Annotated in this window: 20 protein-coding genes; 15 read left to right on the top strand and 5 right to left on the bottom strand. The window is 47.2% G+C overall.

Annotated elements, in window-relative coordinates; translation table 11 throughout:
* Positions 1-25: 25 nt before the first annotated feature.
* The 9 genes from fabG (at position 26) to J3999_RS06650 (ending at position 8,383) form a co-directional block, all read left to right on the top strand.
* The gene (gene fabG, locus J3999_RS06690; RefSeq protein WP_208127129.1) at positions 26-766 is read left to right on the top strand and encodes a 3-oxoacyl-ACP reductase FabG; all 741 of its coding nucleotides are present in this window, start codon (positions 26-28) and stop codon (positions 764-766) included.
* 151 nt (positions 767-917) lie between these two features.
* Positions 918-1,151: an acyl carrier protein gene (acpP, locus tag J3999_RS06685; protein WP_173284575.1), complete on the top strand. Its 234-nt coding sequence runs from the start codon at positions 918-920 to the stop codon at positions 1,149-1,151.
* 124 nt (positions 1,152-1,275) lie between these two features.
* On the top strand, positions 1,276-2,514 hold the full coding sequence (fabF, locus tag J3999_RS06680; RefSeq protein ID WP_208127128.1) for a beta-ketoacyl-ACP synthase II: 1,239 nt from the start codon (positions 1,276-1,278) through the stop codon (positions 2,512-2,514).
* A gap of 30 nt (positions 2,515-2,544) precedes the next feature.
* Positions 2,545-3,993, top strand: coding sequence for an aminodeoxychorismate synthase component I (locus J3999_RS06675; RefSeq protein WP_208127127.1), 1,449 nt, complete (start codon positions 2,545-2,547; stop codon positions 3,991-3,993).
* Positions 3,994-4,002: 9 nt separating this feature from the next.
* Positions 4,003-4,869 (top strand): aminodeoxychorismate lyase, encoded by an 867-nt coding sequence (pabC, locus tag J3999_RS06670; RefSeq protein ID WP_208127126.1) that lies wholly within the window; start codon positions 4,003-4,005, stop codon positions 4,867-4,869.
* A 21-nt stretch (positions 4,870-4,890) separates the two neighbouring features.
* Positions 4,891-5,913: an endolytic transglycosylase MltG gene (mltG, locus tag J3999_RS06665; RefSeq protein ID WP_371811868.1), complete on the top strand. Its 1,023-nt coding sequence runs from the start codon at positions 4,891-4,893 to the stop codon at positions 5,911-5,913.
* A 7-nt stretch (positions 5,914-5,920) separates the two neighbouring features.
* Positions 5,921-6,568, top strand: a complete 648-nt coding sequence (tmk, locus tag J3999_RS06660; protein WP_208127124.1) for a dTMP kinase — start codon at positions 5,921-5,923, stop codon at positions 6,566-6,568.
* 15 nt (positions 6,569-6,583) lie between these two features.
* Positions 6,584-7,603, top strand: a complete 1,020-nt coding sequence (gene holB, locus J3999_RS06655; RefSeq protein WP_208127123.1) for a DNA polymerase III subunit delta' — start codon at positions 6,584-6,586, stop codon at positions 7,601-7,603.
* Positions 7,604-8,383 (top strand): TatD family hydrolase, encoded by a 780-nt coding sequence (locus tag J3999_RS06650; RefSeq protein ID WP_208127122.1) that lies wholly within the window; start codon positions 7,604-7,606, stop codon positions 8,381-8,383.
* A gap of 71 nt (positions 8,384-8,454) precedes the next feature.
* On the opposite strand, the gene J3999_RS06645 is transcribed toward J3999_RS06650, so the two are convergent.
* Positions 8,455-8,730, bottom strand: a complete 276-nt coding sequence (locus J3999_RS06645) for a helix-turn-helix transcriptional regulator (RefSeq protein ID WP_208127121.1) — start codon at positions 8,728-8,730, stop codon at positions 8,455-8,457.
* Positions 8,731-9,054: 324 nt separating this feature from the next.
* The gene (locus J3999_RS06640) at positions 9,055-9,297 is read right to left on the bottom strand and encodes a hypothetical protein (RefSeq protein WP_208127120.1); all 243 of its coding nucleotides are present in this window, start codon (positions 9,295-9,297) and stop codon (positions 9,055-9,057) included.
* A 390-nt stretch (positions 9,298-9,687) separates the two neighbouring features.
* Between J3999_RS06640 and J3999_RS06635 the strand changes: the two genes are divergently transcribed.
* Both J3999_RS06635 and J3999_RS06630 read left to right on the top strand, forming a co-directional pair.
* Positions 9,688-9,933, top strand: a complete 246-nt coding sequence (locus J3999_RS06635) for a hypothetical protein (protein WP_208127119.1) — start codon at positions 9,688-9,690, stop codon at positions 9,931-9,933.
* A gap of 286 nt (positions 9,934-10,219) precedes the next feature.
* Positions 10,220-10,951 (top strand): DUF4395 domain-containing protein, encoded by a 732-nt coding sequence (locus tag J3999_RS06630; protein ID WP_208127118.1) that lies wholly within the window; start codon positions 10,220-10,222, stop codon positions 10,949-10,951.
* An 83-nt stretch (positions 10,952-11,034) separates the two neighbouring features.
* Here J3999_RS06630 and J3999_RS06625 read toward each other — a convergent pair whose 3' ends face one another.
* Complete coding sequence (locus J3999_RS06625) at positions 11,035-12,435, bottom strand: sensor domain-containing diguanylate cyclase (protein WP_208127117.1); 1,401 nt, start codon at positions 12,433-12,435, stop codon at positions 11,035-11,037.
* Positions 12,436-12,591: 156 nt separating this feature from the next.
* Complete coding sequence (locus J3999_RS06620) at positions 12,592-15,591, bottom strand: methyl-accepting chemotaxis protein (protein ID WP_208127116.1); 3,000 nt, start codon at positions 15,589-15,591, stop codon at positions 12,592-12,594.
* 535 nt (positions 15,592-16,126) lie between these two features.
* On the opposite strand from J3999_RS06620, the gene J3999_RS06615 reads away from it, so the two are divergent.
* The 3 genes from J3999_RS06615 to J3999_RS06605 all read left to right on the top strand — a co-directional run bounded on the left by J3999_RS06615 (position 16,127) and on the right by J3999_RS06605 (position 19,543).
* On the top strand, positions 16,127-17,044 hold the full coding sequence (locus J3999_RS06615; protein WP_208127115.1) for an ABC transporter substrate-binding protein: 918 nt from the start codon (positions 16,127-16,129) through the stop codon (positions 17,042-17,044).
* Complete coding sequence (locus tag J3999_RS06610) at positions 17,041-18,951, top strand: diguanylate cyclase domain-containing protein (RefSeq protein ID WP_208127114.1); 1,911 nt, start codon at positions 17,041-17,043, stop codon at positions 18,949-18,951. The genes J3999_RS06615 and J3999_RS06610 overlap by 4 nt, the downstream gene beginning before the upstream one ends.
* Before the next feature lie 277 nt (positions 18,952-19,228).
* Complete coding sequence (locus J3999_RS06605; protein WP_208127113.1) at positions 19,229-19,543, top strand: hypothetical protein; 315 nt, start codon at positions 19,229-19,231, stop codon at positions 19,541-19,543.
* Positions 19,544-19,908: 365 nt separating this feature from the next.
* Here the strand turns inward: J3999_RS06605 and J3999_RS06600 are convergent, their stop codons facing one another.
* On the bottom strand, positions 19,909-20,514 hold the full coding sequence (locus tag J3999_RS06600) for a TetR/AcrR family transcriptional regulator (protein ID WP_208127112.1): 606 nt from the start codon (positions 20,512-20,514) through the stop codon (positions 19,909-19,911).
* 596 nt (positions 20,515-21,110) lie between these two features.
* Between J3999_RS06600 and J3999_RS06595 the strand changes: the two genes are divergently transcribed.
* Complete coding sequence (locus J3999_RS06595) at positions 21,111-22,175, top strand: ABC transporter substrate-binding protein (protein ID WP_208127111.1); 1,065 nt, start codon at positions 21,111-21,113, stop codon at positions 22,173-22,175.
* Positions 22,176-22,181 lie beyond the last annotated feature (6 nt).

The raw sequence follows: 22,181 nt of genomic DNA, 5'->3' as shown, positions 1-22,181 counted from the left end.
AAAAACTCATAAAGGGTATATGAAAATGTTAACGAATAAAGTTGCATTTGTGACTGGCGCCAGCCGCGGTATCGGAAAAGCGATCGCGTTGGATCTGGCGGCTCAGGGCGCAACGGTTATCGGTACGGCAACCTCCGAATCCGGTGCTCAGGCGATTACGGACTATCTTAAAGAAGCGGGTGCCCAAGGGCGCGGTGCTTGTCTGAATGTAACAGAAGCTGAGATGATTACCGAAGTGTTGGCCGAAGTAACCAAAGAGTTCGGTACGCCGACGATTCTGGTGAATAATGCCGGGATCACTCGTGATAACCTGCTGATGCGCATGAAAGACGAAGAGTGGGACGATATTATCCAGACCAACTTGAACTCGGTTTTCCGTATGTCTAAAGCGTGTCTTCGCGGCATGATGAAAGCCAAAGAAGGACGTATTATCAATATCGCGTCTGTCGTCGGTGTTATGGGGAATGCCGGTCAGACCAACTATGCCGCAGCTAAAGCCGGTATCATCGGTTTCAGTAAGTCTCTGGCGCGTGAAGTCGGTGCCCGAAACATTACGGTTAATACCGTTGCCCCGGGCTTTATCGATACCGATATGACACGTGCACTTCCTGAAGAACAGCGCGACTCTCTGACCAGCCAGATTCCTTTGAATCGTTTGGGTCAGCCGGAAGACATTGCGCAAACCGTTACCTTCCTGGCAGGGAGCGGCGGAGCCTATATTACCGGTCAGACACTGAACGTTAATGGTGGGATGTACATGATCTAAGCCTTTTATAAATCAGAAGGCCAAATAATAACTAATCGCTTATAAATGTTTTTAGAGGAGAAAAAAGGCGAAAGTGCTTGAAAATCCGCAAACATAAAGCGAAAATACCCCAACTAAATTTTTTATATAACCATAATTGGAGAATTTCCAAATGAGCGATATTGCAGAACGCGTAAAGAAAATTGTTGTTGAGCAGCTAGGTGTTGAAGAAGATCAGGTTACTGCTGATGCTTCTTTCGTTGATGATCTAGGAGCTGACTCTCTAGATACAGTTGAACTAGTAATGGCTCTTGAAGAAGAATTTGACTGCGAAATCCCTGACGAAGAAGCAGAAAAAATCTCTACACTAGCTCAAGCAGTTGCTTACGTAGAAGCAAACCTATAATCGCTTGGTTACAAACGATTGCAAAAAAAGCCGTTTTTATGCGGCTTTTTTTGTATCTGGACTTTAGTGCCAACAGCCAATAAAATCACATCATTTTCGTGGACTCAGTAAAGAGGATCTCATTTTGACAAAGCGTCGTGTAGTCATAACCGGTCTAGGCGTACTATCCGCTGTAGGGCTGGATGTGGAAGAGAACTGGACTAATCTTTTAGCGGGTAAGAGCGGAATCGAACCGATTACCAAGTTTGATACCTCTCCGTTTTCGGTGACCTTTGGTGGGGAACTGAAAGGTTTTGATGTCAAAGAGTACATCGCGCCGAAAGAAGCCAAAAAGATGGATCCTTTTATCCATTACGGTATTGCCGCCGGTGCACAGGCTATTAAGGATTCCGGGCTGGAAGTGACCGAGGAAAATGCACCGCGCATAGGCGTTTCAATCGGTTCGGGAATCGGCGGTATCGGTTCGATCGAAACCCAGCACGGTACTTATCAGAAATCCGGCCCGCGCCGCGTATCTCCTTTCTTTGTACCGAGTTCCATTGTCAATATGGTTTCCGGTAACCTGTCGATTATGTTCGGCTTGCAAGGTCCGAATATGGCGATTGCCACTGCCTGCGCGACCGGTACCCACAGTATCGGCGATGCCGCGCGTATGATTCAGTACGGCGATGCCGACGTGATGGTTGCCGGTGGTGCCGAATATGCGACAACCGAACTGGGATTGGCTGGATTTGCAGCGGCGAGAGCCTTGTCCACACGCAATGATGATCCGCATGCGGCTTCGCGTCCTTGGGATAAGGATCGTGACGGTTTTGTATTGAGTGACGGTGCGGGAGCAGTGGTACTTGAAGAGTATGAGCACGCCAAAGCGCGCGGCGCCAAGATCTATGCCGAAGTGCTAGGTTTTGGTATGAGCGGCGACGCTTACCATATGACTTTGCCAGCTGCCGGTGGTGCCGGTGCGGCTCGCTGCATGCATACCGCTTTACATAACGCCGGAGTTAATCCGGAGCAGATCAACTACATTAATGCGCATGGTACTTCGACACCGGCGGGTGATTTGTGTGAAACCAGTGCCGTCAAATCGGTTTTCGGAGATCATGCGTACAATCTATGCATGAGTTCTACCAAATCGATGACGGGGCACGCTTTGGGTGCAGCCGGAGCGATGGAAGCGGTATTCACCGCCTTGGCGATCAAAGAGCAGAAGCTTCCGCCGACGATCAATCTGGAAAACCCGCAAGAAGGTTGCGATCTGGATTATGTTGCCAACGAAGCGCGTGACGCCAAAATTGATGTTGCACTGTCGAACTCTTTCGGTTTCGGCGGTACCAACGCAACCATCGTGCTAGGAAAAGTCTAAGCGTTTTGCTTTTTTAAGACACTTAAGTTTATGACGAAACTTTATACACAGGCTGTGGTTGCACGGCCTGTTTTTTTCTCTGAAGTGCAAAAACTCGATCTGGCAGCGCTGCACAGTGTCAATCCGCAGCGCTATCCGTTTTTGCTGGAAAGTGTCGCCAAAGGATCTTTGGGGCGTTATTCGGTGTTGATGGCTTTGCCGGGCGATTCGCTGCAGCTTGATTCGCCGCACAATGCGCAGGAGTTTACCGCTCAGGCGCAACAGGTGCTGGCGATAACCGCGCAGAACGAAATCCAGTTGGAACTGATGCTCGCGGACGATGAGAGACTTGACCGGGCACGACTGCAAAGCGAAGCCGAAGCTTTGCCGTTCAAGGGCGGGTGGTTTGCTTATTTCAGTTATGACTATGCTCAGGTTGTTGAGCCGGTATTAGAACTTCCGGCATCGGAATTCCCGCTGGCGAATCTGACTCGTTGCCACGCCGCGGTGATTCTCGATCATGAGACAGAAAGCGCCTGGCTTGTCGCCGAAAAAACGCATCAATCAGAAATGGCTTCAATGCTAGAGGACATGCAAACCGTACTTCGCACTGCAAATGCGATTTCCAGTGAAGTTTCCTTAAGTCATCTCCAGGAAGAAGAGGAAAAGAAGTATCTGGATGGTGTCGCACAGATCAAAGAATATATTCTTGCCGGCGATGTTTTTCAGGTCAATCTGTCCCGTCAGTGGCAGGCTTCCTTGGCGGAAGATCAGGATTACCTTCAGGTCTATCAGGCCTTGCGGGTGAATAACCCGGCGCCTTTTGCCGCCTTGGCCTGTTTGAAAGATCAGGACGGACAGCCTTGGCAGATTATCAGTTCATCGCCGGAGCGTCTGGTTAAGTATGACGGCGAGTGGGTCGATACGCGGCCGATTGCCGGAACCCGCCGCCGCAGCGATGATGATGCCGCAGATCGTGCCTTGATGGACGAGTTGATCGCCCATCCTAAAGAACGTGCCGAGCATATTATGCTGATCGATCTGGAACGTAACGATCTGGGTCGTATCTGCCGGCCTGGCAGCGTTGAAGTCAATGAGCTGATGGTGATCGAATCCTACGAGCATGTTCACCACATCGTTTCCAATGTCCGTGGCCGGTTGCGTGATGGTTTCTCTCCTTTGGATATCGTACATGCGCTGTTTCCGGGCGGAACCATTACCGGGTGTCCGAAGGTACGCTGCATGGAAATTATTGCCGAATTGGAGCAGATGCCGCGTGAGGCTTATACCGGTTCGCTGGGGTATATTAATCTGGACGGGACCCTCGATCTGAATATTTTGATCCGTACCTTGATCCAGAGCGAGTGTGAAGGGCATCAACAGATCCAGTTCCGAGCCGGAGCAGGCATTGTTGCTGATTCGCAACCGGAGCTGGAACTCATTGAAACGCGGCACAAGGCGCGCGGTCTGCTGCGCGCTTTCGGCCAGAGCGATGCTTAGGACGGTCGCATGAGTTTGCCAAGGTGCTGGATCAACGGTGAAGAAAACGATCGAATCAGCGTATTTGATCGCGGTCTGAGTTACGGCGACGGCTTTTTTACCACTATGCTGGTGCAATCCGGTCATCTCATGAACTGGTCGAACCATTTGCGACGTATTGAAGAGAGCTGTCGGCGATTGGGTTTTGCAGCGCTTTCCGAAGAGAAGTGTCTGCAGGAATTATCCGCAACCTTCGCTTGTCTGGATCAGGAACAGAGACGTCAGACACTGGTGGCTAAAATCATTCTTACCCGCGGGGAAGGGGGCAGAGGCTATCAACCGCCGCAAACGGCACAGGTCAGTTTGATTGTTCAATGGTCTAGTACGCCGTTACAGGATAAGTCGCCATTGCAATTAAACCTTTGTCGGACGCCAGCCAGCAGTAACCGTCTTCTGGCGGGCATGAAACACCTTAACCGTCTGGAAAATGTTCTGGCTCGTCAGGAGTTGATGCATAACGACTGGCAGGAAGGAGTGATGTGTAGCGATAACGGAGAGATTATCTGTGCAACGCAGGCAAACCTGTATTTGATAAGTGCTCAAAAGGTGATCACGCCAAGACTCAATGTTAGCGGTGTGGCCGGAACGGTTCGTAACGCCTTGCCGGAAATGCTTGCGGATCACGGCTGGCAGTGGGAAGAAAGAAGTCTACAGCTGAGCGATCTACTCAGCGCCGAAGAGGTATTTTTAAGCAATGCCGTGCGCGGCATTATGCCTGTATCGGCTTTTGTGGCTTCTCGCGATGAAGTCAAATCCTATGCCTGCGAAAAAGGCACATGGCTGGCGACGGCTTGGCTGCAGTATCAGACGGATTCGTCTGTAAATTTGAATCGATAAATGGATGTTGAGAGTAAATCGGTGCGTAAGTTTCTAGTCTGGGGGATTTTGATATTATTGTTGATCGTGAGCAGCGTTGCCTGGGTCAACTGGCAGGACTTTAAACAGCGCCCGATCTCAGCACACAACGAAACGCTCATTTTACAGGTCAAAAAAGGTTCAAACGCCACACAGATTGCACACCAGTTGCATCGACACGGTTTTATGAACCATCCACAGTGGTTTGTCTGGTATCTGCGTTTTCTGGATAAACATCACCGCCTAAAGGCCGGCGAATTTGCTATTCAACCGTCTTTTACCGTGGACGAGCTGATTGATGTATTGATCAAGGGTGAGAGCGTCAGTTATCCGGCGACCATTATCGCCGGCCAGACATTCAAGCAGACTTTACAGCAGCTGCAGGCACTGGAAAAATTAAAAAAAGAGCTGGATTTGAGCGATGTTGCCAGCCTGCAAACGATCCTGGGTGTCGAAGGCAAGATCAACCCGAAATATCCGTACGCCAATCTTGAAGGACACTTCCTTCCGGAAACCTATTACTATCAATCTGGTGACAGCGATAAAACGATTTTGCTGCGCGCTAAGCTGGCGATGGATCAGGTGCTGCAGGATGCGTGGCAGGCAAGACAGAAAAACCTGCCGCTTAAGAGTCCTCAGGAGGCATTGATACTGGCTTCGATTGTCGAGAAAGAGACCGGTTATGCGCCGGAACGCTCGGAAATTGCGGGAGTATTTGTCAATCGGCTGCGAAGAAATATGCGCCTGCAAACCGATCCGACGGTGATATACGGTATCGGTGCGGAGTATGATGGCAATATTCGTAAACGGGATCTGAATCGCAAAACCGCTTATAACACTTACCAGATCGATGGCTTGCCGCCGACTCCGATTGCGATGCCTTCACGCGAAGCGATTCAGGCGGTGATGCAGCCGCAAGAGACCCGTGCGCTGTATTTTGTTGCTAAGGGCGGCGGTCAGCATGAATTCTCCAATACGCTGCTGGAACATAACCGCGCCGTGCGTAAATATATTTTGAATAAGTAGAGTTTAGATGACACAACAAACAGGTAGATTCATTACTTTGGAAGGCTCTGAAGGTGCCGGAAAGTCGACTAATCTGGCTTTTATCGCAGAGCAGCTGCGACAGGCCGGTAAAGATGTCATTACCACGCGCGAGCCCGGTGGGACGGAAATCGGCGAGAAGATTCGCGAACTGCTTTTGGATCCGGAAAACAAGGCGATGCATCAGGATACCGAGCTTTTGTTGATGTTTGCCGCCCGTGCCCAGCATATTCAGGAAAAAATCAAACCGGCTCTCGCTCAGGGGATTTGGGTGATTTCCGACCGTTTTACCGATGCTTCATTCGCTTATCAGGGTGCGGCTCGAGCGATGGGATTTGAGCGGGTAGCGGAAATCGAGCGTTGGGTTCAACAGGGCTTTCAGCCGAACCTGACGTTTGTTTTCGATTTGCCGATTGACATCGGTATGCAGCGTGTTGCCAGTCGCGGCGGTCAGATCGACAGATTTGAACAGGAACGTAAAGACTTCTTCGAGAGCGTCCGTCAAGCGTATCTGCGCCGTGCTGAAATGGCACCTCAGCGCTATCAGGTGATCGATGCCAGCCAGAGTCTACAGCAAGTTCAACAACAGATTTCCGAGCAGCTGGTGCAAAGATTGCACATCGCTTTAAATGTTTAAGAGAGTGACAGCAAGTTGAGTTCACAAAACAGCGTTTACGACTTGGCATCATTGCCATGGATGCTACCGGTGTGGCAGCAATGGCAACAGTTGCAGGGGCGTCTCGGCCATGCCTACCTGTTGAATATGCCGAATGGTATTGGTGGAGAACAGTTGGTTGCTGCGATGGCGCAACAGGCGCTTTGTCAACAGCCTACTGCAAAGGGGGCATGTGGGCAATGTTCGACTTGTCAGCTGTTTGCTTCCGGTCAGCACCCGGATTATTACCATTTACAGCGTCTTGAAGATAAAAAAGAGATTGCAGTTGACCAGGTTCGCCAGCTACTCGAAAAGCAGAGCGAAACCTCGCACCAAGGCGGCTATAAGCTGATTTGGGTTGAAGGGGTCGAGGATCTTAATATTTCTGCCTTCAACGCTTTGCTGAAAACATTGGAAGAGCCTTCGGAACAGACACTGTTTCTGTTGAGTTGCGCCCAAGCGTCGAAACTGCCGGCGACTATCAAAAGCCGTTGCCAGAAACTTACCGTCAATCTCCCGGAACTGCCCATTGCCATGGAATGGTTGCAGCAACAGCGTCCTCAGCTGGATCAGGCGTTGCTAAAGCGAGCCTTACGTCTCAACTGGGGGGCACCGCTGGATGCGTTACGCTGGATTGATGAAGGTCGGATTCAGGAATACAGCGAGTGGCAGGAGGGCCTGCGGTTGCTTAAAGAATTTAAAAAAACACCTTCCAAGGTGGCGACTCCGTGGTTGAAATGGTCGCAACCGGAGAGAGTATTTGATTATTTTTATCATTGGGCACTGATGCAGGTGCGCAGCCAGGCTTATAGTGCGGAGCATCCGGATACCTCTAAGGTCAGAGCGCTTTTGCAGTTTCAACAGCAGGTGATGCAGGCGAAAGCCTTCTGGATGGGAAATGCCAATAAGGAACTGATTCTGGAAAATCTGTTATCCGTTTGGCTGAAGTTGCAAAACCCTGTTGCCGAAGCTTGTGAGCCCATGTTTAAACCGACGTTAAATAGAGGACTTCTGTAAATGATCGTAGATTCGCATTGTCATTTAAATATTCTTCCGGATTCGGTTGGCACAACCGATGAGGTGATTCGCCAGGCCGTAGAATTGGGGGTTGGCAAGATGATGTGCATCGCGATTAATCCGGCCAAGTGGCATGAAGTGCTGGAGCTGGCGGATAAGTACGAACAGGTCTATGCCGCAATCGGGATTCACCCTTGTGAAGAAGAGGACGTTCAGGTAACGGACCAGATGTTGATTGAAGCGGCTTCGCACCCTAAGGTGCTGGCGATCGGTGAAATCGGTCTGGATTATTACCACTTTGATGCCGAAAAACAGGATATGAATTGGCAGCAGGAACGTTTTCGTCTGCAAATCCGTATTGCCAAGCAGCTGCAAAAACCGATTGTGATTCACACCCGTAATTCAACCGATGATTGTTTGCGGATTCTGGAAGAAGAGGGCGCTCAGGAAGTTGGCGGCATTATGCACTGTTTTGTCGAGGATATGGAGATTGCCCGCAGAGCAATGGCGATCGGCTTTTATATCTCTTTTTCCGGCATAGTGACTTTTAAGAATGCCAAAGAGTTGAAAGAAGTTGCCAAGGAAGTCCCTTTGGATCGCATTCTGGTTGAAACCGATGCGCCTTATCTGGCTCCGGTTCCTTACCGCGGGAAGGTCAATCAGCCCGGTTATACGAAATACGTTGTGCAGGAAATTGCCGATTTAAGAGAGGTGCCTTTTGAAGAGATCGCCAAGGCAACGACAGCAAACTTTAATCGCCTGTTCAAAACAGACTTTTGATCTGTACTCGAGTATCCGCGCTTAATCGAATTGCATTTACAAGCCCATTGTTAAGTGGGCTGAAATCGATTTTATTCCTGACTCATTTTGGCGTAGGCTTCTTTTTGCGTTTCCACCGAATCGATGCGCAATGCTTCCATGGCAATATGCGGATTGACGTCAAAACAGAAAGCGATCAGTTCAGGCCATTCTTCGTTGATTTTTTGCAGGTGCGAGGACTTCATGGTACTGCTACCGTTAAGGAAACGATAAAGCGCGCTTTGAGTGACTCCGGCCACTTCGGCAACGCGTTTTTTTGTGATTCCTTTCCATTCAATATAGAATTTCACTCTCTCATGAAGTTTCATTCAATACTCCTTACACCTTAAAAGCTTTTTATTGTGAGTCGATTGTAACCCTTAAGTAATGTAGCGTTTTTTGTATCGTATATTTTATTTTTTTGGATAGTTAACTACACACTAAGTTTCACAAAATTAATCTAATTCGTTTATTCGGTGCATTATAGCGGAAAAGACACCGCATCTCAGTGTTTCAAAGAGAATTTTTATAAGAAATTCAACGATCTATATTTTATTCGCGGGATTGATTTCAATAATGCGAAAAAAATCCGCTCATCTTGGCGCTAAATTGTCCGTTTGTTATAAGTGATTGCTAACAAAAGAGAAATCCGCTTATGAGGTGTGGACAGGGATTCGCTGGTTTTCCGTACATAGGCTGATGTCGATATCGAATCCGTAAGCGATCATTTCCGGCCAGCAACGGTTCAACTGTTCCATCTGGCTTGAGTCGATCGCGTCTAAGCCCTGCAAAAACTTTTCAAGGTCGACCAGTGAAATGGATGCTTCAGATGCAACCTGCTGTGCTGAAAGTTGCTTGATCTGTAAGTATTTACGCATTCTTTTATATAGTGCCATCGTATTTCTTTCCCTCAATGTGTTTTCAATCAATTGCATAAAATACAGTAAGTAGATCTGCTTAAGAAGTCAAAGCAAATTGTAATGAACTGAATAAATTTGTATAGAGATAAGTATGGGGAAAGTCGTAAGATTTTTGCCGTGTTTATGGGACGAGCGTTGGCATTTTATAACCATTTCTGACTAAATTTTTTCTGGTTTCAATCGTGTATTTAATGCTTGTTACGGGCTTTAAATAATCTAAAGAGACGATATAGGTAAAAACAATGAGTGAATTTTTTTCACTCTTTTTTTATATAGGGCTCTGCGATATCTTGAAATTGTAAAAAAGTGTACAGAGTGGAACCGTAAGAGTTCTACCGTCTTTTGGGAATAAATAGGAGATCAGATATGAGTTTTAATCAAAGAGTTAAAAGTTATATTGAAGCCAAAGGGATCATTAAGCATCGTGTTGCGGAAGTTGCGGAAATTACTCCGAGTGCCTTTTTCCGTTTTCTTAATGGAACCAGCACGATGAAATCTTCCAATATCGAAAAGCTGCAGGAAGTGTGGCCGGAAATGATTGCTTACGGATTTAATATCGATCCGGCTGTGGCGCAAAGTGCGAGCAGTTTAAATAAAGAATCGGCTTCTTAAAACATATACCGTGTTTTCGTCAGCAGCCGTTTCGCGCCTCGGTAACGGACTATCGAGGTTAGGTTGCTGGCTTTTTTGTTACTCAATTTCCCTGCCTTAACGGCGCAAAAACATGCCTGTTTCAGCCTGATTTGGCTGAACTTAATTTCCGTTTTTAATTACAGAATTAAAAAATTCTATCTCATTTTCTCTAGGATTTTTTACTCCTAAGTTGTCTAATTATGACGAGTTCATTATTTGCTAATAGTCTAATTTAACTTTTGGCAGACAATTTTAAGGAGTCTTTATGCTTTCTGTATTGAAGAATCTATGGTTTCGCGACCCCAAAGAATCCCCTGTATATATCAATGATATTGCGATCAGGATTCGTGCGGGTATTCTTCTGTTCGTTCCGATCTACATGAGTTTTACTCTGTATGACGCCGTTTTCGTTTCGCATTGGGTTGTCGATGGCAATACCGCGGTAGATAGCGGGGATATGGATTGGGATTACAATATTATCTATTCTGTCGAGGCAATTAAGAAAAGCTACGATTACACCGTACAGACCTGGGTGCTGTTCTACGCCTTGTTTGAAATGCTTGCAGGCATGTTTGTCTGGAGTGCCCGGTTATCGCCGGCGATTCTTTTGGCGACGATCTTAGCTAAAAATACCAAACCGGTCTGGAAACCGATTGTTCCGAAGCGTTTTGCCTGGGGCATCGGCGCGACTTTTATTTCCGTCTGTCTGGTCTTTTTTAATCCAGACGTATTTGCCAATTGGGTTAATACCCTTGCAGGTTCGACACTATTGCCGACCACGGTCAATTACATGTCGCCATGGATTCCTTTGACTTTGGTTTGGATCTGTCTGGGCTTTATGTGGATGGAGACGGTTCTCGGCTTCTGTGTCGGCTGTAAGGTGTATTCTTTACTGGTTAAACTCGGTGTCTTCAAAGAGGAGTGCGAAGCTTGTAACAATATCGATTGGGATGAGATCGCACGCAAGAATCAGGAACGTTTAGCGGCACAGAAATGAGTCCGTAATCGAATCGGAGTCCAACACTTCCGCACAAAAAAGCCGGTCTGTAAAACCGGCTTTTTTTATCGCTTCGGTTTGCTTCAGTGGCTACTGAAGCTGACTTTGTTGCGACCGTTTTCTTTTGCATCGTACAGAGCCCGGTCGGCACGGGCAAACCAGTCTTCGGCCTTTTCGTCGATTCGTATTTCTGCCACACCGAGACTGATTGTCAGAGGGTATTGGCCGGCGAATTCGGTGGTATTGATATGCTGGCGTACCTTTTCGGCGACTCTTACGCCCAAATCCAGTCCGGTTTTAGGTAGCAGAATGGCGAACTCTTCTCCACCCCAGCGGCAGATACTGTCCGAGCCACGCAAGATTTTGCTCAGTTCACTGTACAGTTGTTTGAGGATTTCATCACCGAAATTATGTCCGAAGCTGTCGTTGATTTTCTTGAAGTAGTCGATATCGCAGATGATCAGGCTGAATGGTTCGCGATAGCGTTGGAATTCATGAACCGACTTCTGAATAAACTGATCGAATACCCGACGATTGAGAGCGCCGGTAAGCTGGTCGTGATTGGCATGCAGTTTAAGCAATTGTTGCGAGGTGATGTCTTCGCAAAGCGCCATAAAACCGATTTTTTCGAACTTTGAGTTAAACTCCTCGCGAATGGTGACATTCATCCAGAATTGCGCGCCACTGCGGCGTCGCCCGTGTAGTTCTCCGCTCCAAGACTTATTTTTAAGAATATTACTTAAACTGAAGTGATCAAGTTCTTCATTCAGAATATCAAGCTGATCCAGTGTTTTTCCGATCAGTGCCATTTGGCGGTAACCGGTAATTTCCATGAATGCACTATTGGCTTTAATGATCTTGCCATTAACGTCCAGAGATAAAATCGGCACTTTTTCGTCAATCAGCTGTTTATTGAATTCCAGCTGACGGTTTTTATACTTCAGTTTCAGCTGGTCACTGAAAATCGTGTGTTTGATGTAAAACAGAAACACGCCTTCGATCAATAGGCCGATTGCGCTGTTGATTGCCTGGGTATAGTGGAGATTGGTCTGAGCGAGTTGCAGATAATTGATCAATGCGACAAGGATCAGAGGGGCGAACAGGGCGGTTGACCAGAAGAGAAGTTCTTTTGGCGAGTTAAGAAATACCAGTACGATCGGGATCAGCATAATCCACAGAAAGCCCAAATGGTGCGCGTCCAGATAAAACAGTGTCGTCAGATAGGGGATATAGATCGCCGCCAGGGTGACATCTTTGGAGATGTTTTTCGTCTCGCTATTACTGGACAGCGAGAAGGCGAAACCGACGATCCCTAAGCTGATTAAATTGATTACGGTAAAAACATAGTTCTGATTGACGAACGAGATCGCCGCCAGAAGCAGGAGGGATGGGGCGGCAACCAGTAAAATAAAACGCAGAAGGATCCGGTTGATCTGTTCCTGATAAAGGCTATGCTCTTTCGTCCAGCTGAGTATTTTTGGCATATAGTTTTTTCTTAAACGCTGATTAAAAATGTACCCGTTTACCATTGTAACGGCTGCCCGGATTTTTGTCGGTAAAATTAAAAAATCCTACCCTTAACGCTATGAATTCCGGGACTGTCATATAGTTGCAGTGTCAGCGCTTGCGCTGCAATTCCATCAAGCTTCCTGATCGATCAATTGATTCAGAATTTCAACCACATTATCACTTAACAGATCCATCTGCTCGATTGACTGTTCCATCGTCGCATAGTCGTCAATCGAGAAGGCATCCATAATTCGCTTGATCATCTGATGCATCTGCATGTGCTCATCGGTCAGTTTGGCGATTAACGGATCATTCTGCAGCTGACGACCATTGCCCTGATAGAGCCATTGTCCCAGAGCGCAAGCGGTATGATCGATCGCCTTATCGTAACTCACGCCGATATCGGAGCCGTCGATATAGCTGCGAATCTGTTTTTTCCACTCTTTATGGGCATCAATCATGGCTTTAAACTGTTTGGCCTGAGTCGACTGCTCGATAATGTGCGCACGTTTTTCCAATGCAATTTCGGAAATCTGCGGATTCGGATAACAGTTGAAGGCTTCAAGTTTCGCGTTCAGTTCTTCCGGTTTCAACGGTTTATGCAACAGATCGTTCATGCCGGCCTGATTAACCTGCTCAATAAAGTCGTCTCCATGACCGGTGTAGGCGATGATCGGTTTGTCATAACCGCTGTTGCGCAACTGTCTGCTCGCTTCCAAGCCGCCCATGAGCGGCATTTCGATATCCATAAGAATGACATCCGGGTTATAACGCTTACACTGTGTCTGCGCTTCACGGCCATTGGTCGCCGTTTTAGTGAGGTAACCGGTTTTTTTCAAAATCATGGTGGCGACTTTAAGGTTCGAGATGTTGTCATCGACAACGAGAATCAATGGCGCATTATTTTTTTCTTTCTCGGTCTGTTTGAAATCCGATTCGCAATCGCCAAGTTCGAAGCTGCCGACGAGGTCATCCATATTTTTAGCGACTTCTCCCAGATAATCCGCCAAAGACGAATTTTCCATCACCAGTGTGGCGTTGTTTTTCGCTGATTTGTCGAGCTCGATCACCGACTGGTTGACCAGATTGATCTGTTGCGACTGATCCTGAGTGTTTTGCGAGATCTGAGCGATGTTTTCACTCATTTCCTGAACCTGCTCGATAATTTCGTTCAGAGAGTCTCCGGTCACTTGTACTTTCTGGGTTCCCTGTTCGATTTTTTCCGAAGTGCGGTCAATCAATCCCTTAATATCGCGTGCGGCATCAGCGGATTTCTGTGCCAGAGAGCGGACTTCACCGGCTACCACGGCAAAGCCGCGACCGTGTTCGCCGGCGCGCGCCGCTTCAACGGCTGCGTTCAGGGCCAGCAGGTTGGTCTGGAAAGCGATGCTGTCGATCAAAGCGACGATGCTGGTGATCTCGTGGCTGACCTGACTGATTTCATGCATGGCCTCAATTGCTTCCTGCATGCTTTGATTACCGGATTTAACGCCATTTTGAGTTTGTTGCGCCAGTTGGTTGGAGCTTTGCGCCTGTTTGGCAGTCTGGTTGACCTTATCGGTCAGCTGACGCATCGCGGAAGCGGTTTTCTGCAACTCCATTGCTTGGGATTTGATTGAACCTGACAGTTCTTCGTTACTGATGGCTACGTGATGCGCCGAGTCATTGACCTCTTCGGCCTGAGTGTTGACGCTGCAGAAAGATTCGCGCAGCGAGTTGATGCCATTTACCAGGTTTTTGATTGTCCAGCCGTATTGCCCGTGGTGTTCGCTTTGAGGTTGCATGGTCAGGTCTTTATGTGAAAGGCCTCCGATCAGAGCGGATATATCGCGCAATGTATGCTGCAGATCTTCCATTAATTCGTTGATTTCATCGCTAAGCTCTTTATAGAAACCGCTCAGGCGATCTGTATCGACGCGAGAGTGAAGTCGCCCTTGCTTGGCGTCGGTAACCAGCTTTTTAATACTGTTTTGGACATAAATTTCCTGAAAAATATCCTGCCATTCGATTACGACGCCCAGAGGGGATTGCGATTTCTTATCCACAATAGGCGTAATTTGCAGTTGCAGCTGAGCACCGAAAAATTCGAATTTAAACTGTTCGGCGTGTTTTAAAGAGTAGATGGCTTCAAGAATATGCGGGTTCTTATCGAACAGACACCCGATCGGTTTTCCATGCAGTTTGTTGAGATTGAAGTCTTGAACCTCTTTGCGGATTTCCGGTTCCAGAGTGCTCAGATATTGCTTGAGCGAATCATTGAAATAAATAATGGTGCCGGTCTGATCAGCCAGCATAATATTGGCGTTCAGGTTGTCTAGCCCGGCCTCGAGGCGGGATGAGCGACGTGCCGTCGTCAGAACTTCGTTTTCCTGAGCACCGAGACGGGTTTGCAGTGTTTTAATGCGCCGATTGATTGTACCGGCGCTGTTTTCGCCATGCGTATTGACGTATCCGGTAAGGTGACCCGATGCAATACGGTCGATCGCTTTGATACCGTCTTCGATTCGCGACAGGAAATAAACGACATGGATGGTTGACAGTATTGTTAGGAAAATCACCAGTGAATTCAGCCAGCCTGGTCGGTATCCGTACAGTGATGCATAGACCTCGATCACGATTGCCAGAAGAGTGGCCGGAATAAGGGTGATCAGAGGCGGCCAGTGGGCGAAAATATTCAGGCGTTTCCAGATTCCGTCCACTTCACCGTGATAGAGTTTGATTTTGCCGTCGGCAATGGCCTGATAGGCCGCTTCCGCCTGTTGAATCTGTTCACGGCTGGCCGGAGTTCTGAAGCTCAGATAACCGGTGATTTCACCATCGTTAATGATCGGGGTTGCATTGGCTTCGACCCAGTAGTGGTCGCCGTTCTTTCGACGGTTTTTGACAATCTGGCGCCAGGGACGTCGTTTTTGCAGAGTCTTCCAGAAATCGGCAAATACCTGCGGCGGTACGTCCGGGTGACGGACGATATTATGCGGTTGTCCCATCAGCTCTTCGTAGTTATAGCCGCTGGCTTCGATAAAGGTCTCGTTTGCATAGACAATATTACCTTGCAGATCAGTCTCGGAAACCAGTATGTCTCCTTCTTTAATGACATATTCTTTTTGAGTGACCGGCTGATTGTTACGCATTTCCAAAAACCTTTTAATTAATAGTTGTTTGCCGCCTGTAGAGTTGCCGTAAATAACGCTTTTATTTAAACGAAACGAAAAACGGCGTGGCTCATGTTTTTTAACGTCTCTACATACGATTTCTAAAGGGGCTTTACAGATTACAGCCCATTAAACCGCAAAATCCCTTTTTGAATAAAAGGTTTTTAGGCAAATTTTTAAGCAAACTTAATGCAGGTTAATCTTTTTAATTATCAGCTGTCTGTTACACGCAGCAGGGATTGCATTAAGCAGCCCTGCACAGATAACGGGCAATGCACTTCTGGATCGCAATATGTTTTGGCTCAATCGTTGAGATAAGGGGGATTGTATGGTTTCTGAAGAGTCGACTAAGAGTCCGGCTAACCCCTTGTGCCTACAAATTTTGCGTATTTTGTACGCTTTTTCTTTAACCTTTTAACAGGTGGGGTTATAGTTGTAACTTATTGTATTATCATAATTTCCCGTGCAAACGTTGTATTACTTTTGATGAATAAAGTCTGGGATCGGAAAAAGTATGAGAGTTCTGCTTATCTTATTGACGTTAATTTCCTTTCTGGGCTGCTCCAGAGAAACGCAGTTGCATGTCGGCGTCCATCCTTGGATCGGCTATCAACCGATCAATCTTGCGCAGCAAAATGGCCTTCTGCCGCAGAATATTCATCTGATTAAAAATAAAACCGCTTTGCAAACCAAGCAACAGCTGCTCGACGGCGAGATTAATGCAGGCTATCTGACCTTGGATGAAGTACTCTCGCTGCGAGATCAGGGCAAATCGCTTAGCGTAGTTTTAATTACCGATATCTCTTCGGGGGCCGACAAGGTACTTGCCAGAACGGCGATAACCCGCAAAGAGGATATCATCGGAAAAACCATCGCTTATGAAAGGGGCGGTGTCGGCGAACTAATGTTGTACAAGTTCCTGGAACATTACGGGGTCAAACAGTCCGATGTTGTCCTCAAACATATCTCGCTTGATAGGCAGTATCGTTTCTGGGAAAGCGGCGAGGCGGACATGATCGTTACCTATGATCCGGTATCGACGCAGATTTTACGTTCAGGTGCGCAGGAGGTCTTCAACAGTTCGCAAATGCCGGAAGTGATTGTCGATGTGTTAGCCGTCGATTCGAATGTGCTTGAGAATGCCTGTTCAAGTATTAAACAACTGGTCGATGCGCATTTCGCCGGGGTCAGTCTGATCAAAGATAATTTTCAGGAGAGTAGCTATCAGATTGCCGACAACCTAGGTTTTACCCATGAAGAAGTGCTGACTTCTCTCGGGGGAATTACGCTGCCGTCCAGAGAGATCAATCTGCAAATGTTTGGTGATAACCGTTTTTTTGAAAAAACGCGCGAGATCGCTTTGATTCTAAAAGCATCCGGACTGTTGAAAACCGTTCCGGATAAGGCGGTGCATACGGATCAATGTTTGTGAAGCGACCTGTTTTTTTTATCTTATTTTTATTCGGAATTCTGATCGCTCAGTCAATCGGGGCTCAGTCGAAGACTCTGACTTTAGGCGTTTACGCCTATCAGTCAAAGGAAAAAACCTTTCAGGAGTTTTCTCCAATCGCGGACTTTTTAAGTCGCGATATTGACGGGATTGAGGTCAAACTGGTTGTAATGCGTAATCAGGAGATCCGTAAAGCGGTGCGTTCCGGACAAGTGGATATGCTGCTGATCAGTCCGTCTTTATACGAGATTATCCGTCATGAAAGTTTTATCAGTGGCATTACCGCTACGCTGGAACGTTATCGTGACGGGGTGGGTACTTCCAGTCTGGGCGGCGTGATTATCTCGCGTAAAGGGAGTAAATTCAAAGAGTTGAAGGATCTTAGAAAAGCGAAAATCGCCATTCCTTCCGAAAGCAACTCTGGTGCTTTTCGCATTCCTTTATACGAACTTGTTAGTTCCGGTATTCGTTACCAGCAGCTGGATTTTATGAAAGTCGGTTCCAATGATCATGTCATGGAAGCGGTACTTTCCGGCAAAGCCGATGTCGGTTTTGTGCGCACCGGAATCCTTGAAAACTGGCTCGGACGCGGAGAACTGAGTTCGTTGGATGAAGTGCAGATCATTAATCGACGCGATTTGAAAAGTTTTCCGTTTATCCTGTCGACGCACCTCTATCCGGAATGGGCTTTTATTATCATGCCGAATGTCGGTTCCGACGATTCCAGAAAAATCGCTTCCTCGCTTTTTAAAATCAACCGCTCGCTGTTTGCAGAAAATGAGATCGACGGGATTCAGGGATTTGTTTCGCCCTTGAATTATCTGCCTTTTGAAATGATGCTCAGAGAGTTGCGTCTTGAACCTTATGATGTGGTGCAAAAACCGTCATTCAGCGAGATATGGAATTCCTACTGGCGCGTGATTTCTTTTGTGTTGCTTGCGGTTTTTGCAATCGTCTTCGCATTGTGGAAATCGGAAAAGTATCGCGGCATCGCCATGATGAACCACAAGCGGTTGGAGAATATTATCACTGCAACCCGGGTAGGAACCTGGGAATGGGATCTTGCAAAAGACCGTATGGAGATCAACGAGCATTATGTGACTCAGATCGGCTATACGCGGGATGAATTGCAGCCGTTCAATTTTGCAAAATTCGCCTCGCTGGTACATCCGGATGACCTTCTGGAAATGAAGCGTAAAATTCAGGATAACCTGGCCGGTAAGGAAAATGAATATGAAATGGATCTGCGTTTAAGGCATAAAAAAGGACGCTGGATATGGATCCATTCTCGAGGCAAAGTCATTACCCGGTCAAAAGACGGCAATGCACTTTTGATGGGCGGTACTCACGTCGAAGTGACCGAGAAGAAAGCGTTTGAAGAAAAGCTCAAGCGGGCGGCAATGTTCGACTCTTTGACAGAGCTGCCGGGACGGAATTACTTTGAAGAACATCTGGAAGCCGCCTTGTTCAATGCCAATAAGAAAACCAAGCTGGCACTGTTATTTATTGATCTGGACGGTTTTAAGGAGGTCAATGACAGTTTCGGACACCACGCCGGAGATGAGTTACTGAAAATCATTGCCCGTCGTTTGACCGATTCGACGAAATCTACCGATTTTGTCGCCCGTATGGGGGGGGACGAGTTTCTGGTGCTGTTAAGCGGTTTTCAAGATTCTCAGCAGTTGTATGCCATCAGCGAAAGGATTCTGCATAAAGTCAACGAAGCGGTCAGTATCGATGGCAATACCATGCATGTTTCATGCAGTATCGGTATCAGAGAGATTCAGCCTGATTCAAAACTTTCCGTCGAATCGATTATTAACCAAGCCGACAGAGCGATGTACAAAGCGAAAAATTCCGGTAAAAATCGCATTAATTTCTATCACTGAACCCGCTTGGCCGAGTCTGTCATGCTGTTCCCAAGTGAGCGCAATCTGCGCATTCCTCGTTATTCATTGAAAATTTATATTCGAAGTGAAAAAAACTTTTAATCGAATTCGCGCCTCAATTTTTTATGAATTGATCTAAGTCATTGATAACGTAAGTTTTTGAAGTGTTTTACTCTGTACGAATTGCATCGCCGGCGTTACTTTTAAAGCAGAAATAAACGGTCCGCATCGCGAAGTTAATCCGATCAGGCCGTGCTTGAGCTTAAGGGGAGAAGGTATGAAATTATATAAAGATACGCATAATGAGGTTTTTGTCATCCCGGAAGGGCAAGAGCACTTGATAAGCCATGATTGGATTGAAATCACGCAAACGGAAAGAGAGGCGCTGGTCAAGCAAAAAGACTCCAGAACGATCAGTCAGGAGCGGATCGAACAGATAAAAGCGCGTTTAGATCTAATCGACTTCGAATCAATTCGGCCGCTACGGGCAATCATTACCAATACGGCCAATTTGTTTGATCATAAGAAGCTGCACGCCTTGAACAACGAGCGAAATGAATTGATGTTCGAGCTATCGGTTCAGCGATATTAATTAATGCGGTATTAATTCAATATTAAGTTGATATTGGCCTCTTTCAGCTTTGAAGAGAGCTTTTGAACAGCATGCCTGTTGCAGGTGTGTGATTGGGTTGCGCAAGAACTTTAAAGTTCCAGTTTCATTTTTTAGCATACCCTTTTTGCTTTGCAATCGACGCCAACTTTTCCGGTGAGCAATGACGAGTCAGGGGGTAATCGTTCATTCTCGTCCAAGTAATCCAACAGACTGCTGTAAAGTATAAAAAAGCCGGCTTAAGGCCGGTTTTTTATTGGACACGAATAGGCAAAAGATCGCTAATTCCGTCTTCTTCTCCTTTTTGCTTAAAGCAGTCGCAAAGAAATTTTCAGCGGAGCGTCTAATCACTCCTGTTTAATTGCTGCCTCTATCAGTATCCGGGCGGCCATTTTGGCATGTGTCGCAGGTTCCGAGTTCTGTAGCGTCACTGCGCCGACAATGGCGCCGTCGACAAGTATCCCGAGCTGCTCGGTAAGCAGGCGAGGGGCATTGGCTCCGGCTGCTGTGGCCAGCTCTTCAATAAAGCGGTTGGTATTCTCCCGATGTTGCAGAGCGAGTTCCCGTATGGATTCATCCTGCTTGTGATTTTCCATCACCGCATTAATAAAAGCGCATCCGAAAAAAGACTCGTCTTCGAACCACACTTTGAGGGCATCGAAAATGCACAGTAATCGATCACGCGGTGTGTCGGCGGCATTATTGATGAAATCACGGAACCAGTCGAGCCATAATGCGCTCTCCCTTTCGAGAACAGCCCGCACCAGATTTTCTTTGGAGTTGAAGTGTTTATAGAGTGTTCGCCGTGCGACGCCGGACTCATCCAGTACTTTCTTGATACCGGTAGCGTGGATGCCGTCACGGCAGAACAGTTCATTGGCTACGGATAACAGACGTTCCGAAGAGCCGATATCCGTTTTGTTAGCATTGCGTTGGTAGCATGCGTGTTTCAAGCCGATTCTCCTGACTTTTGTAAACCTTGCACTCTGAATTTTACTCTAAAACCTAGCGTGCTCCGGCAAGATGTATTTGGCTCGGTGCTTTAAGGACTCATTTTTCAATAATGTATCCGGTCTTTCCTCGTCGACATTTTTATCTTTGATACATCTGGTGACCTTTGATTCGTCGCACTTCGGTGAAGTGCGGTTTTCATTATCGTTCTTCGATGGTTTCACATGTTTTGCCTCGGGGAACTCAGGCCTTTAATTTCGCTATCTTAAGGAGGGCCTTACGGTTAGTCAATCTTCGCTGCCGTTTGAGGCTTTGCGGCGTTTAAAAATTAAATCCTGAAATGGTGTTGCATATTGGTGCGCAATTTTACTAGGCGCTCATTAATCGTGCGTTTTATGTTTCTTTGTCACAGTTATTTTCTTGGTTAATAATTATAAATCCTTGTATATCAATATCTTATTTGATTGTTTTAGTGTTGGCATGTCTCTTGTTTACTGATAGATAGACCGATTGGTCTACTTGTTTTCCACCGTCCAACGAGGCAGCCAGGTAATGACTGTCTGATTAATTACTTGTATTTTTTTAGGAGTCTCACCCCATGAAAAGCGATCTATTTAAGTGGTTTCAATCTACCGATGTTGTTAGCAAAACTGATGAAGCGGGTCACGGCCGACGTGACTTTTTGCGTAGCGGTTGTTCCTGTTGTGCGGCGCTTGCGCTGACACCGGCCGCCGGACTTATGCTTGCGACAGCCGGTCGAGCGGAAGCTGCCGTTTCCAGTACGACTCTTAAAGTCGGTCATTTACCTGCAGGATGTGTCTCACATGTATTACTGGCGAAGAAACGCGGCATGTTTGCCAAGGCCGGACTCAAGGTTGACCTGGTTCAGTTCAATGGCCCGGCGGATAACATTCGCGCTTTGGTTGCCGGCGAGTTGCACATGATGCACAACCCTTGGACGACAACCATGGCCGCTTATGCCGAAGGCAGCAAAGATCTACGCATTATCGGCGGTTCAGGTCTGGCCGGTATTGAGCTGGTCGCTCGCAAGGGCAGTGTTGCCAACGTAAACGAATTCATCGAAAAAGCCGGTAAGAAACTGCGTGTCGGGACATTACGTCTGGATACACTTGAATTGGTCGCTCATGGCGTGATGTCTCAGAACGGCGTCTCCTACGATGATTACGAAATGACCTTTTTCCCGAGTATGGTCGGTATGGGGGAAGCGCTTATTAACGGTTCCGTGGATGTGTGTACGCTGGCTCAGCCGTACGCCGAAATGGTGGTGAAGGAAGCAGGCGGTATTTATCTGGCTGACAGTAACGATGTCTGGGGTCCGGAAGCGCCGGATTGCGTGATCACCGCAACTGAAGGTTTCCTGAAAAAGGACAGTGCTATGGCCACCGATTACATGGCGGTATTGCGTGAGTCAGCCGAGTCTTTCTATAACGATTTCGATGCGGCCTTGGACGATCTGCAACCTTTGTACGGTGTGCCTCGTGAAATACTTGCTATTGCGTTGAAACGCCAGTCGCCGGATCCGTTAATTAACGCCGCCGGTGTCTCCGGTATCCGCAAGGGTGTTAAGTATCTGATCGAACTCGGTTACTTCGATACCAATATCGCCGATGAAGTGCTTAACCTCAGTCATCAACCTGTGTGATGTTTA

This window comes from Thiomicrorhabdus sp. 6S3-12, from assembly GCF_017571475.1.
Classification (GTDB): Bacteria; Pseudomonadota; Gammaproteobacteria; order Thiomicrospirales; family Thiomicrospiraceae; genus Thiomicrorhabdus.
This window is presented reverse-complemented; position numbering and strand designations above follow the sequence as displayed.

Bases quoted from the DNA above. Each gene is read 5' to 3' on its own strand.
- fabG (WP_208127129.1), top strand. From the start codon at position 26: ATGTTAACGAATAAAGTTGCATTTGTGACTGGCGCCAGCCGCGGTATC.
- acpP (WP_173284575.1), top strand. From the start codon at position 918: ATGAGCGATATTGCAGAACGCGTAAAGAAAATTGTTGTTGAGCAGCTA.
- J3999_RS06675 (WP_208127127.1), top strand. From the start codon at position 2,545: ATGACGAAACTTTATACACAGGCTGTGGTTGCACGGCCTGTTTTTTTC.
- pabC (WP_208127126.1), top strand. From the start codon at position 4,003: ATGAGTTTGCCAAGGTGCTGGATCAACGGTGAAGAAAACGATCGAATC.
- tmk (WP_208127124.1), top strand. From the start codon at position 5,921: ATGACACAACAAACAGGTAGATTCATTACTTTGGAAGGCTCTGAAGGT.
- J3999_RS06650 (WP_208127122.1), top strand. From the start codon at position 7,604: ATGATCGTAGATTCGCATTGTCATTTAAATATTCTTCCGGATTCGGTT.
- J3999_RS06645 (WP_208127121.1), bottom strand. From the start codon at position 8,730: ATGAAACTTCATGAGAGAGTGAAATTCTATATTGAATGGAAAGGAATC.
- J3999_RS06640 (WP_208127120.1), bottom strand. From the start codon at position 9,297: ATGGCACTATATAAAAGAATGCGTAAATACTTACAGATCAAGCAACTT.
- J3999_RS06635 (WP_208127119.1), top strand. From the start codon at position 9,688: ATGAGTTTTAATCAAAGAGTTAAAAGTTATATTGAAGCCAAAGGGATC.
- J3999_RS06630 (WP_208127118.1), top strand. From the start codon at position 10,220: ATGCTTTCTGTATTGAAGAATCTATGGTTTCGCGACCCCAAAGAATCC.
- J3999_RS06625 (WP_208127117.1), bottom strand. From the start codon at position 12,435: ATGCCAAAAATACTCAGCTGGACGAAAGAGCATAGCCTTTATCAGGAA.
- J3999_RS06620 (WP_208127116.1), bottom strand. From the start codon at position 15,591: ATGCGTAACAATCAGCCGGTCACTCAAAAAGAATATGTCATTAAAGAA.
- J3999_RS06615 (WP_208127115.1), top strand. From the start codon at position 16,127: ATGAGAGTTCTGCTTATCTTATTGACGTTAATTTCCTTTCTGGGCTGC.
- J3999_RS06605 (WP_208127113.1), top strand. From the start codon at position 19,229: ATGAAATTATATAAAGATACGCATAATGAGGTTTTTGTCATCCCGGAA.
- J3999_RS06595 (WP_208127111.1), top strand. From the start codon at position 21,111: ATGAAAAGCGATCTATTTAAGTGGTTTCAATCTACCGATGTTGTTAGC.